5 protein-coding genes are annotated in these 13,261 nt (G+C 74.3%); 2 read left to right on the top strand and 3 right to left on the bottom strand.

Translation table 11 applies throughout. The features are described 5' to 3' along the window. The first annotated feature begins 39 nt into the window (after nucleotides 1-39). Together ABZ128_RS08785 and ABZ128_RS08780 are read left to right on the top strand one after the other, a co-directional pair. Nucleotides 40-258 carry a hypothetical protein gene (locus tag ABZ128_RS08785; protein ID WP_356846979.1) on the top strand — a complete coding sequence of 73 codons (219 nt, stop codon included), beginning with the start codon at nucleotides 40-42 and terminating at the stop codon, nucleotides 256-258. A gap of 100 nt (nucleotides 259-358) precedes the next feature. Then, entirely contained in the window at nucleotides 359-3,268 is a 2,910-nt protein-coding gene (locus ABZ128_RS08780) for an AAA family ATPase (RefSeq protein ID WP_356846977.1), read from the top strand. Nucleotides 3,269-3,321: 53 nt separating this feature from the next. Here the strand turns inward: ABZ128_RS08780 and ABZ128_RS08775 are convergent, their stop codons facing one another. From ABZ128_RS08775 to ABZ128_RS08765, 3 genes are read right to left on the bottom strand one after another with little or no spacing between them, the layout of a single operon-like run. Beyond that, complete coding sequence (locus tag ABZ128_RS08775) at nucleotides 3,322-4,608, bottom strand: MFS transporter (RefSeq protein ID WP_356846975.1); 1,287 nt, start codon at nucleotides 4,606-4,608, stop codon at nucleotides 3,322-3,324. Nucleotides 4,609-4,620: 12 nt separating this feature from the next. Beyond that, on the bottom strand, nucleotides 4,621-5,931 hold the full coding sequence (locus tag ABZ128_RS08770) for a cytochrome P450 (protein ID WP_356846974.1): 1,311 nt from the start codon (nucleotides 5,929-5,931) through the stop codon (nucleotides 4,621-4,623). After that, nucleotides 5,928-13,232 (bottom strand): amino acid adenylation domain-containing protein, encoded by a 7,305-nt coding sequence (locus ABZ128_RS08765; protein ID WP_356846973.1) that lies wholly within the window; start codon nucleotides 13,230-13,232, stop codon nucleotides 5,928-5,930. Before ABZ128_RS08765 ends, ABZ128_RS08770 begins: the two co-directional genes overlap by 4 nt. Nucleotides 13,233-13,261: the final 29 nt, after the last annotated feature.

The following is a 13,261-nucleotide window of genomic DNA, read 5'->3' as shown; positions in this document are numbered from 1 at the left end:
CACCACTCCCATCAGGTAACGAGAAAGGTACTCACCACCATGCAGAAGACCCAGGTCAACGCCCAGTCCGTGACGGCCGGCGAGGCGACCGAGGCCGGGACGCGGGTCGAGGACCCGGCCGGCGGGATCACCCTGTCGGGACGGAACAAGGCGTGCGCCCGGGCCCGTGCTCTGGCCGGTGTGGTGCTGACCAGCGGCATCGTGATCACCCTGAGCACCATCGACACCAGCGTCTCGGCACCCAACGTCACCTGGTAGCGGGGGCGGCCGCCGCCCCTTCCCGCGTCCTGTTCGAAGGCATGGGAAAAGGCCAACTTTCGCCGCACGAACGCCCGTACGCATGAACTAGATTGCGCTCATGCGTTCCCGTTCGCGGTACATCGTCGGTCGTGACCCGCAACTGCGGGACATCCAGCAGGCCTTGACCGACGCGGGCGAAGGACGCGGCAGGGTCGTCTTCCTGGTCGGCGAGGCCGGGATCGGCAAGTCCCGGCTCGCCGCCGAAGCCGTCGGCATGGCCTTCGGCACGGGCATGCGCGCCCTGCGGGGCCGCAGCAGCACCACCGGCCCCACGGTGCCGTTCCGGCCACTCACCGAAGCACTGATGTCGCTGTTCCGCAGCGGCGAACCGCTGGACGACCTGCCGCTGGGCCCCTACCGGCCGGCGCTCGGCAGGATCATCCCCGACTGGAGCAGCGACGCCCAGAACAACAGCTCCATGGTGATCCTCGGCGAGGCCGTGCTGCGGCTGCTCATCGCCACCGGCAAGCAGCACGGCCAGCTGCTCCTGCTGGAGGACCTGCACGACGCCGACCCCGAGACCCTCGCGGTCGTGGAGTACCTGGTGGACAACCTGGAGTACACCAACGTGGTGCTCCTGGCCACCATCCGCACGGAGCCCTGCGAGGCGCTCGACATGGCCGACTCGGCCCGCCGGCGCGGCGTGGGGACCGTGCTGGAACTCGCCCCGCTCACCCGCCCCGAGGTGTGCGGGCTCATCGCCGCCCAGCTGGACACCGAGCCCGGACTGGTCCCCGCCGAGGCCCTGGAACGGCTGTGGGACGACAGCGCGGGCAGCCCCTTCCTCGTCGAGGAGCTCCTCCAGGGCATGATCGGCAGCGGCGCCCTCGTCCGCTCCGAGGACGGCTGGCGGGTCGTCGGGGACCTGCGCAGCGACGTGTCCACCGCCCTGGCCCGCGGCATCCTGCGCCGCATCGACCGGCTGGGACCCCAGGGGCTGACCCTGCTGTCCGCGGCAGCCGTGATCGGGCGGCGCTTCCCGCTGACCGTGCTCCAGCGGATGACCGGCATCGACGACCGCGGCCTGCTCAGCCATCTGCACGCGGGCGTGGCCGCCCAGCTCGTCGTCCCGGACGAGCCCGCTCCCGACTGGTACGCCTTCCGGCACTCCCTCACCGCCGAGGCGCTGCTCACCCAGCTCACCCCGGCCAACCGGGCCGCGATGTCGGGGCGGGCCGCCGACGCGGTCCAGGCGCTCTACCCGGACCTGGAGGGCGACTGGTGCCCCCTGGTCGCGGAGCTGCGCGCCCAGGCCGGCGACGACGGCGAGGCCGGCACCCTGTTCACGGACGCCGGGCTGCGGGCGCTGTCGGCCGGCGCGATCGGCTCGGCGGTCACCCTGCTCGGCCGGGCCGAACGGCTGCTGGCGGGCAGCCAGGACGCCGCCGGCCGCACCGTCGCCCTGGAGGCCCTGCTGCCCGCGCTCGCCGAAGCCGGTGACTTCGCGCAGGCCTTCACCTTCGCCGAGAACATGCACACCCTCGTCGGCAGCGGACTCGGCGCCACCCGGCTCGCCGCCCTGCACACCCGCCTCGCCAAAGTGGCCCACACCGCCGGCCGCTGGGAGGACGGCAACAGACAGATAGCCCAGGCCAGAGCGCTGCTGGGCGGCAACCCCGACGAGCGCAGCACCGCCTCCATCGACGTGACCGCCGCCTACCTCGCACTCGACACCCCCGGCCCGGACCGCACCCAACTGGCCGAGAAGCTCGCCTACTCCGGACTCCTCGCCGCCGAGCGGCACGGCCTGGCCACGGTCGTCTGCCAGGCCTGGGAACTCCTGGCCACCCTCGCCCGCGAACGGGACTTCGACGAGGCCACCGCCCTGCTGGAATCGGCCCTCCACACCGCCGAACAGCACCAGCTCCCACTCCAGCGGATGTACGCGCTCACCCGCATCGGCGGCAACAACTGGCTCACCGAGGGGAACACCGCCCCGCTGCTGCACGCCCGGGCCGAGGCCCTGCGGCTCGGCTCGGCCACCATCGTCCACACCATCGACGGCATCATGATCATGGACGCCGTCCTGCGCGGCGAGTTCACCACCGCCCAGCGGTGCGCCGAGGAGTGCCTGGCCGTCGTCCAGCGGCTGCGGCTGGCCCCGGCGACCCGGTACGTCCTGATGGCCCAGGCCAGCCTGGCGGCCCACCGCGGGGAGCGCGCGGCGATGGACCGGGCGCTGGCCGCCTTCGCCGAGTGGGACGGGGCCGGATCCCAGGAGGAACCGCTCACCCGCGGCCTCGCCCGGGCCTTCTGCGCGCTCATGGAGGAGGACCGGCCCGGCGCCGTACGCGAACTGCGCGCCGTGGCGGAACTGGAGAACACCAACCCGAGCACCTACTACCTCAGCGGCCGCTACGGCATCGGCCTGCTCCTGGACGTGCTCTCCGGGGCCGCCGGGCGCCCCGCGTACGAGGAGATCGCCGCCACCGCCCCCGGACGCATGCGCTGGAACCGGCAGTTCGTCCATTTCGCCGGCGCCGTACTGCACGGCCGGGAGGGCCGCCCCGAGGAGGCGGCCGCCTGCGTCGCCGAGGCGCTGCGCGCCGCCGAGCCGTACGCCACCGCCCTGCACCTGGGCCTGCGGCTGATCGCCGACGCGGCGTTCGAGGACGGCTGGGGCGAGCCGGTGGCCTGGCTGCGCCGCGCCGAACAGCACTTCCACCAGGGCGGGGTGGCCGATGTCGCGGGTGCCTGCCGTGCCGGGCTGCGCCGGATGGGCGCCCCGGTCCACCAGCGCCGCACCGGTTCGAGCCGGATCCCCGAGGTACTGCGCTCCCAGGGCGTCACCGTCCGCGAGTACGAGGTGTTCCAGCTGCTCGCCGAGCGGCTCGGCAACAAGGACATCGCCGACCGGCTCTACATCTCCCCGCGTACGGTCGAGAAGCACATCGCCGCCCTCGGCACGAAAACGGGCCGGGCGAACCGGGCGGCGCTGTGCGAGCTGTCGGCGTCCCTGGCCTCCTGACCGGCGCGGCGAGGCCCCCGGCGGCCGGGCCGGGGGCCTCGCGGGCCGTGGGCTCAGCGCATCTCGCGCACCGTTTTCGAGGCCAGGATCCCCAGGGCCGTCACCGCGAGGATCGCGGCCGAGAGGGTGAACATCGGGGCCGTGCCCGAGTGGGCCAGGGCTCCGCAGGCGATCAGCGAGAGCGGGGCGACCCCGTAGCCGATGACCATGTCCACCGCGATGACGCGGCTCAGCACGGAGCCCGGGATGTTGCGCTGGATCCAGCTCAGGCCGAAGACCCCCTGGAAGCCCATGCCGAAGCCCATCGCCAGGACGGTGGCGAGCGCCGCCGCCGTGTTGCCGACGAGGCCCAGTGCCGCCGTGCCGACCGCGAGCCAGCCGGCCAGTGCGGCGATCAGCAGGCCCACCCGCGGGCGGCGGCTCAAGCCCCCGCCGACGAGCGTGCCCAGCATCGCCCCGCCGGCCAGCGCGCCGTTGAGCAGCCCCAGGGTGGTCGAGCCGCCGTGCAGGTCGATCTTGGCGAGGGTGGCGAAGCCGACGGTGAACGGGCCCGACTGGCAGAAGGTCACCGCCGCGTCGACGACGAGGATGGTGCGGATGCGCGGGTCCTCCAGGGCGTAGCGCAGCCCCGCCCGCATCCGGGCGCCCAGCGAGGTGCCCTCTGCGGGCTCCGGTGCGGGCCGGTCCGTGGCCTCCTGCGCCTCCCGGCCCGGCCCGGGCTCCTGCACGGGCCGGGCCGGGGGCCGTATCCCCGCGACGCAGAGCCCGCAGAGCGCGAAGCACGCCCCGTCGACGAGGAAGGCGACGGGGGCGTCGCTGAACGCCACCACCATGCCGCCGACGGCCGGGCCGAGAACCGCCGCGACCTTGGTGCCGACGGCGAGCAGGGCGTTGGCCGGCGCCAGCAGCTCCTCGTCCACCACCGACGGCAGGATCGACGCCCTGGCGGGCTGGAAGAAGGCGTCGACCGCGCCGAAGGCCGCGGCGGCGCAGCACAGCATCCACAGGGCCAGGGAACCGGTCGTGCCGGCCAGTCCGACCGCCGCCATCAGGGCGGCCCGGGCCCAGCTGGAGAACTTCATCAGCGTCCGCGGGGACCACTTGTCGCTGAGGGAGCCGCCGACCAGGGTCAGCAGGGCCCGCGGCACCGCCTGGAAGGCGAGGACGTATCCGAGGGCCAGGGTGGACTGCGTCAGGCTCAGCGTGATCCAGGAGAACGCGATGTAGCTGAACCCGTCGCCCAGCAGGGACAGGGACTGCCCGAGCCACAGCAGGCGGAAGGACGGCAGCCGGGCGGGGGCGCGCAGCCGTGATCCCGCGCCCGCCAGGGTGGTAGCCATGAGGGGGGCCTTTCAGTAGCGGACGGGCAGGGCGGTCAGAGCGCGGTTGAGCAGCGAAGGCTGCCAGGTGTGCTGCTGTTCGAGCAGCTCCAGGTCCGGGTACTCGCGCACCAGTACGTCGACCACCGCCCCGGCCACCAGCCGGGCCAGCGCCGCCCCGATGCAGAAGTGCGCCCCGAAGCCGAAGCCCAGGTGGGAGGCGCTGCCGCGCAGGACGCTGAACCGGTCGGGATCGGCGAAGCGCCCGGGGTCCCGGTTGGCGGCCGCGGTCACGAGGAACATCCGGTCGCCGGAGCGCACCGGGTGGCCGTCGAGCTCGAAGTCCCGTGCCGCGGTGCGGATCGACATCTTCGACGGGCCGTCGTAGCGCAGCGCCTCCTCCACCGCCATCGACACCCGCGCCGGGTCCTCCCGTACGGCCGCCAGCTCCTGCGGATGGCGGAGCAGGGCCAGCACGGCATTGACGATGAGGTTGCTGGTGGTCTCGCCGCCGGCGAAGGCCATCTGGGTCAGCATTCCGACGAACTCCTCCTCGCTGACCGACGCGCCGATCTGGCCGCCGGCGAGCACGGAGCTGATCAGGTCGTCCTGCGGGTCGGCGCGCCGTTCGCGGACCAGGCCGGCGAGGTAGTCGTCGAGGTTGACCAGGGACTGGAGCGAGGTGCGGTACTCGCGTTCCTCCTGGGCGGCGCCCAGGACCAGGTCGCCCACCCGCGCGTTCCAGTACCAGAAGGAGGGCCCGTGCGCCTGGGGCACGCCCAGCCAGCGGGCGAAGACCAGGGCGGGCAGCGGCCGGGCGATGTCCGCGACGAGGTCGCCGGTCCGGCCGGGCACGGCGCGGCGGGCGAGCATGGCGCGGGTGGCGCGCTCCACGAAGGTGCGGTAGCGGCCGATCGAGCGGGCGGCGAACTGCTCCTGGAACACCTGGCGCAGCCGCCGGTGCTGCGGCGGGTCGTTGAACACCATCCAGCGGGACAGGATGGCGAAGGCCCGCTCGGCGTCCTCCCGGGCACCCTCCGGCACGGCGTCCATCAGCGGCCGCACCCGCTCGGCGGAGACCGCCGGGTCGCGCAGGCAGTGCATCAGCTGGGCGTGCCCGGTGACCAGCCAGGCCCGGTGCATGGCGCTCCAGTACACGGGGGCGTGGTCGCGCAGGGAGTTGAGGTACGGGTACGGGTCCGCGTTGACGGCGGGGTCGAGCAGGTAGCGCTCGGTGAACCCGGCGGGTGCGGAGGCGGACGCCGCCCTCCCGGCCGGGGGTGCCGTCGCGATCGGCGTTGCCGTGGCCGTTGCCGTGGATGTCGCCGTTGCCGTGATCGTCATCGCCGGGCCTCCGTCCGGATGGAGTGCAGCAGGGCCGCGGTCGTGCCGATCAGCGGTTCGGACATCAGCGACATGTGGTCCCCCTCGGTCACGTGGACGGTCAGCCCGCCCAGGGCCAGCTCGCGCCAGCGTTCGACGTACTCCCGGAAGCCCACGTCCAGGCCGGGCATCGGCTCGCCTTCGGCCAGCCCGGCGGCCTGCGAGCCCACCACGAGGTGGACGTGTCCCGGGTAGGGCCGGAGCTCGTAGCCGGCCAGGGCGGTGAGCAGCGAGTGCCACACCTCGATCGGCGCGTTCTCCACCAGGGCCGCCTCGTCGGGACTCATGCCCGCGCCGAGCAGCAGCGCGGTGAGTTCGGCGGTCGCCGCCTCCCGCTCCGCCGACGGCGGCAGGGCGCGTACCCGGGCCCGCAGCCTCAGCCCCTCCTCCATGTCCCGGCCGACGGCGGCGAGCCGCGCCCGGGAAGCGGGGCAGGGCAGGTACGGCTCGATCAGCGTCAGGGGCGCCACGGTGTGCCCCGCGGCGTGCAGCTGCGTGGCCATCTCCATGGCCAGATTGGCGCCCATGGACCAGCCGAACAGGTCGTGCGGGCCGGTGCCCCCGTGCGCGGTGATCTCGGCGGCGTAGTTGGCCGCGATGCCGGCCACCGTGGTCGGGTCGACCCCGCCGAGCAGCCCGCGGGCCTGGAAGGCCCGTACCGGCACCCCGGTCGGCAGGGACCGGGCGAGCCCGACGTACCAGGCCGCGCTGCCGCCGGTGGGGTGGACGCACCACATCGGATCGCCCTCGCCCTCCCGCAGCCGGACCTCGGACCTGACGTCCTGCGCCCCGTCCGCGGACCGCCCGGCCCGGGCGGCGAGCTGGGCGATGGTGGGCGCCTCGATCAGGTCCCGGACCGAGACCGCCAGCCCCCGGGCCGCCGCCCGGGCGGCCACCCGGACCGTCGACAGCGAGCTGCCGCCGATGCGGAAGAAGTCGTCGTGGACGCCGACCCGCGGCAGGCCCAGCACCGTACGCCACACGTCGGCCAGTGCCTCCTCGGCGGGCGTGCGCGGCGCGACGTAGGCGGTGTCGAGGTCGGAGCGCTCCTGTGGCAGCGGCAGCGCGCCGCGGTCCACCTTCCGGCTGGTGTTCAGCGGCAGCTCGTCGAGGAACACGAACCGCGCGGGCACCATGTACTGGGGCAGCCGGGAGCGCAGCTCCAGTCGCAGGGCCTCCGCGTCCGGGGCGGCGCCGGGCGCGGGCACCACGTACGCGACCAGCGCCGGGTCGCCCGGCAGGTCGCGGCGGAGCAGGACCACGGCCTTGTGCACCGCGGGCAGCTCCCGCAGTGCGTGTTCGAGCTCGCCCAGCTCGATGCGGAAGCCGCGCAGCTTGACCTGGGTGTCCCGGCGGCCGAGGCATTCGATGCTGCCGTCGGCGTGGTAGCGGCCGAGGTCGCCCGTGCGGAACAGCCGTCCGCCGGGCGTGCCGTAGGGGTCGGGCACGAAGGTGTCGGCGGTCAGCTCGGGCCGGTTCAGGTAGTACAGGCCGACGGCGTCGCCGCCGAGGCATATCTCGCCGGGTACCCCGATGGGCGCCGGCTGGAGCGCGTCGTCGAGCACGTACACCTGGGTGTTGCGGATCGGGGGGCCGATCGGCGGCAGGCCGCCGCCGACCCGGCAGATCTCACCGCAGGACCACACGGAGGTCTCGGTCAGACCGTAGGAGTTGACGAAGCGCCGGCCGCGCGACCACACGTCGGCCATCTCCGCCGTGGGCGCCTCTCCGCCGGTCACGATGGTGCGCAGCGTCGGCAGCTCGTCCTGCTCCTCCGCCAGCACCGCGAGGGAGCTCGGCGGCAGCGCGGCGGCGGTGATCCCGTGGGCGTTGATGGTCGCCGCCAGGTCGGGGCCGGGAAGCAGTGCCTCCTTCGGCGCCGTGACCAGCCGCGCCCCATTCGCGAGGGCCCAGGTCAGCTCGCTGACGAACACGTCGAAGCTGAACGAGGCGAACTGCAGCACCCGGTCGCTCCCGGTGGGCCGGCACACGTCCCGCTGGCCGTGGATCAGGTTCGTGAGCCCGCGGTGCGGCACCGCGGCGCCCTTGGGCCGGCCGGTCGACCCGGAGGTGTACAGCACGTACGCGGTGTTGTCGGCGGTGGTCCCGGCAGCGGGCGACCGTCGCGCGGGGTGCAGGAGCGGGGCGTCCAGCAGCACCGTCTCCCCGTCGAACGGTACGGTGCCCGCCAGCGCGGACTGGGTCAGCAGCACCCGCATCCCGCTGTCACCGGCCACGAACGCGAGGCGCTCGGCGGGGTGCTGGGGATCGAGCGGCAGGAACGCACCCCCCGCCTTCAGCACGGCGACCACCGCCCGCACCATGTCCGGGCCCCGGTCGGCGCAGATCCCGACGGTCACCTCGGGCCCCACGCCCAGTTCCCTCAGCCGGGCGGCCAATGCCCCGGCCGAGGCGTCCAGTTCGGCGTAGGTGACGTCCTGCGTGCCGTGGGCGACGGCCACCGCGTCCGGCGTGTTCCGGGCGTGTTCGCCGATCCACTCGTGGAACAGCTGCGGCGGGTTCTCCACGACCGGGCCGCGCGCCCAGTCCTCCAGGGCGCGCCGGCGCGCCTCCTGCGCCAGCTGCGGCGCCGTGACCGGGCCCCCGGGGTCGGCGACCATCGTCGCCAGCAGCCCGCACACCACGTCGGAGAGCTGCTCGGCGGCGGCGGGGTCCACCCGGGTGGTGTCGACGTCGACGCTGAACCCCTCCACGCTCACGTTGATGTTGAGCGGGAACATGGTCTGCGCGATCTCCTCCGACTCGTCCCAGCTGTCGCCGGAGAGCCGGTGGAAGTTGATGTAGTTGAACAGGACGTCGACCAGGCCCGGCTCGTTCGGCCGCAGCCGGCCGATCCGTGCCAGCGGCACCCTGCGGTGCGGCATCAGCTCCTGCTCGGCCGCGAAGACGGCGCGCAGCAGGTCCAGCCAGCTCTGCCCCGGGCCGGGCCTCCTGATGCCGAAGGGAACGCTGTTGAGGAACAGCCCGCGCATCCGGTCGGCGTCCGGCAGCTCCGGACGGCCGTTGGTGACCAGCCCGATCGAGTGGCCGGCGGCAGGGTGGTCGGGGTCGAGCTCCGCGAACAGGCCCATCGTGTGGTGGAAGGCGGCGAGCAGGACGGTCCGCCGCGGTACGCCGGCGAGCCGGGCGAGGCGGCCGATCGGCTCGGCGAGCGCCGCGTACGAGCGCCGGATCTCGACGATGTCCGAACCGCCCCCGCAGGAGGGCCGGCTGCCGTGCCGCGGGAACCGTACGGGCCGCAGCTCGGCCAGCCGGCTGTTCCAGAACGCGAGCCCCTCCTCGGACTCGGCTGCCGCCCGCTCCAGCGCCACGTATTCGGCGAACCGGGGGGACGGGGGCAGGCTCGGCTCGCGCCCGAGGGCCACGGCCTGGCGGTGCAGGTCGAGCAGGTCGGCGATGAACGAGGTGAGGCTCCAGCCGTCCAGGACCACGTGGCAGTCCGTGATCGTGAACCGCAGTTCGTGGTCGGTGAGCTGGTGCAGGTGGATGCGCACCAGCGGCGCGGCGGACAGGTCGAACCGGCGGGAGAACTGGTCCTGGACGTAGGCCTTCACGGCCGCGCGCTGCTCCTGGCGGCCCAGAGCGTGCAGATCGCTGTAGCCGACCGGGAGTTCGGCGGTGCGGTGCACCAGCTGGAGCGGCTCGCCGTACGAGACGAGGTCGATGGAGGTGCGCAGGATGTCCTGGCTGCGCACGGCGGTGTCCACCGCCGCCCGGAACGCGGACAGGTCGAAGCCTTCCGGCACGGTGATCTTCAGATCGGTGACGTTGTGGTAGGCCCCCCGCCGCTCGTCGGCCAGCATCTCGTGCAGCATCCCCGCCTGGAGCATGGTCAGCGGGTACGCGTCCTCCAGCCCCTGCGGCAGCCGCGCCGCGTCGGCCGGGTCGAGCTGCGAGAACGGCGCCACGGGCGCCGGGCCCGCGTCGTCGGCGGCGGTCGCAAGCCGGGCCAGGTCCGCCAGGGTGCGGGCGCGGAACAGGTCGGCCACGCTCAGGCCCAGGCCCGCCGAGCGGGCCCGCCCGATCACCCGCAGGGCCAGGATGGAGTCGCCGCCCAGGTCGAAGAAGTTCGCCGTGCTGCTGATGCGTTCCGTGCCCAGCACCTCGGCCCAGATGGCGGCCAGTGCCTCCTCGGCCGCACCCGCCGGCGCGGTGAACTCGGCCGGCCCGGCCGTCCCCTCGGCGGCCACCGCCACCAGAGCGGCTCGGTCCACCTTGCCGTTCTCGGTGATCGGCAGCCGGGGGTGGCGGACGAACAGCGCGGGGACCATGTACTCGGGCAGGGTCAGCCGCAGCCGGTCCCGCAGGTCCGGGGCGTCCAGCGGCCGGCCCTCGGTCAGCACCACGTGGGCGACGAGCCGGGCCCCGCCGTGCGCGTCGGGCCGGGCCACCACCGCCGCGTCCCGGACCCCGGGCAGGATCCGCAGGGCGGTCTCGATCTCGCCGGGCTCGATGCGGAAGCCGCGGATCTTCACCTGGTGGTCGGCGCGTCCCACGTACGCCAGCTGCCCGTCGGGCAGGACGCGGACGAGGTCGCCCGTGCGGTACATCCGGGTCCCGCCCGGGCCGAAGGGGTCGGCCGGGAACCGCTCGGCGGACAGCTCGGGCCGGTTGCGGTAGCCGCGGGCCACCCCGCCGCCGGCCACGTACAGCTCGCCCACCGTGCCGCGGGGCACCAGCCGCCGCGCCCGGTCCAGGACGTAGCCGTGCTGGCCGTGCAGGGGGCGGCCGATCGGCGAGGAGACGGGGGAGTGCGTGTCCTCCTCGGTGATCAGCCGGTAGGTGACGTGCACGGTGGTCTCGGTGATCCCGTACATGTTCACCAGGGCCGGCCGCTCGTCCTCCGGCACGGCGAACCAGTCGCGGTAGTCCCGGGCGTCGAAGGCGTCCCCGCCGAAGACCACGGTGCGCAGCGGGAGGCCGGCGAAGGCCTCGCCCTGCTGCGCCATGTGGGCGCGCAGCCCCTTGAACGCGGCGGGGGTCTGGTTCAGTACGGTGACCCCCTCACGGCGCAGGACGGAGTGCACCGCGGCCGGGTCGCGGACCTCGTCCCCGGTCAGCACCACCACGCGGCCTCCGCTGGTCAGCGGCCCCCACAGCTCCCACACCGAGAAGTCGAAGGCGGGGGAGTGCACCAGGGTCCACACGTCACCGGGACCGAAGCCGAAGTGCCGGTCCGCGGCGTCGAACAGCCAGGCGACGTTGGCGTGGGTGATCTCCACGCCCTTCGGCTGCCCGGTCGAACCGGAGGTGTAGATGACGTACGCGAGGCTGTCCGCCGTCGGGAGGACCTCGTCCGGCCCGTCCGGCCCGGCCTCCTCCGCCGCGTCCCGCCCGCGGGGGTCCTCCAGCGGGATCACCCCCACCGGCAGACCCTCCACCGCCGCGCGGCCGACCGCGTCGGCGACCACCCACTCCACCCCGGCGTCGGTGACCGTGAACGCGCGCCGCGCCCGCGGGTGGGAGGGGTCGAGCGGCAGGTACGCCGCGCCGGCCCGCCACACCGCGAGCAGCGCCACCGCCAGGTCGACCGTCCGGCCCAGGCACACCCCCACCAGGGACTCCGGCCCGATCCCCGCCGCCCGCAGCCGCCGTGCCAACGCCCGTGATGTGGCGTCGAGTTCGGCGTAGGTCAGGCTGCGGCCGCCGCCGCTGACGGCCACGGCGTCCGGGGTCAGCCGGATCTGCTCCGCCACCCGCGCCGGAGCCAGGCGCGGTGCGATCTCGGGGAGGTCACCGCCCGGGGTGCGGGCCGCGGGCCCGTCGGGGCCGAGCAGCTCGGCGATCTCCGGGTCCGTCAGCAGGGCCATCTCGCTCAGCGGTACACCCGGTCCCCGGGTGAAGGCCTCCAGCACGGCCACGGTGTGCGCAGCCAGCCGCGCCACCGATTCCTCGGTGAACAGGTCCGGCCGGTACACGAACCGCAGCCGCACCCGCCCCGCCTGTGCGTCCTCGGCGACGTCCAGCGTCAGGTCGAACTTCGCGGTCGTCAGGTCGACGGGCACCGCCGTGCCGCTCGCCCCGCCCAGCGTGTACGGGCCGTCCTGCCGCTCGGCGGTGTGCGAGTACAGCACCTGGAACAGCGGATTGCGCGACAGGTCCCGGTCGGGGCTGAGTTCGTCCACGACCCGCTCGAAGGGCAGGCCCTGGTGCGAGAGGGCGCCCAGCACGCTCTCCCGGGTCCGGGCGAGCAGCTGCGCCGAAGTGGGGTCGCCCGACAGGTCGGTGCGGATGACGAGGGTGTTGACGAAGAACCCGACGAGCTGCTCGGTCTCCGGCCGCTCCCGGTTGGCGACCACGGTGCCGATCGCGATGTCGTCCTGTCCGCTGTGGAAGGCCAGCGCCGCCTGGAAGGCCGACATCACGGTCATGTACGAGGTGGTGTCGGCGCGCCGGCCCACCTCGGCCAGCGCCCCGGTCAGCTGCGCGGGCAGCTCGACGGTGTGGACGGCCGCGGCGTAGGAGCGGGTGGCCGGACGCACGTGGTCGGTGGGCAGGTCCAGCGGGGTCAGTCCGGCCAGTGCGTCGCGCCAGTAGGCGAGGTCGGCGCTCTCGTCGGTGCCGCGCTGCCAGACCGCGTAGTCGGTGTACGCGATCGGTGCCGGGCCGGCCGGCGGCGGGGCGCCCTGTGCTCTTGCCTCGTACAGCTCCCGCAGGTCCCGCATCAGGATGTCCAGCGACCAGCCGTCCGAGACGATGTGGTGCATGGCGAGCACCAGGACGTGGTCCTCCTCGGCGATCCGCAGGAGCGTGGCCCGGAACGCGGGCTCGGCCGCCAGGTCGAAGGGGCGCAGCGCCGGCTCCTGCACGGCTGCGAGGACGGCCGCGTCGCCGCCCTCCCGGACGGCGGCGGACAGCTCGACCAGGTCCAGGCCGGCCCCCTCGGCGGAGAGCACCCGCTGGGCGGGGACGCCCTCCTCGTCGGGGAAGACCACCCGCAGCTGCTCGTGCCGGGCGACCAGGTCGGCCACCGCCGCGTCGAGCGCGGCCACGTCGAGCGGGCCGGTGAACCGCCAGGCCGCGGGCATCAGGTACTCGGTGCTGCCCGGGTCGAGCTGGTCGAGGAAGTACAGGCGCTGCTGGGCGGCCGAGAGCGGGGCCTGCTCGGGGCGCGGGTCCAGGCGCGGGATGCCGGCCGGCGCGGCGCCGGCCTTGCCGCGCAGGCGCTGCTCCAGGAGGCGGCGGGCGGCGGGGGAGAGACCGCCGGACGTGGGCGAGGACTCGACCTGTGAAGTGGTCATGGGAAAGTTCCGTCCAATCTCGGGCTGGG

This window comes from Streptomyces sp. NPDC006326 (assembly GCF_040612915.1).
In the GTDB taxonomy this organism is placed as follows: Bacteria; Actinomycetota; Actinomycetes; order Streptomycetales; family Streptomycetaceae; genus Streptomyces.
The sequence above is the reverse complement of the archived record's forward strand: the minus strand, read 5'-3'. Positions and strand labels throughout refer to the sequence as shown.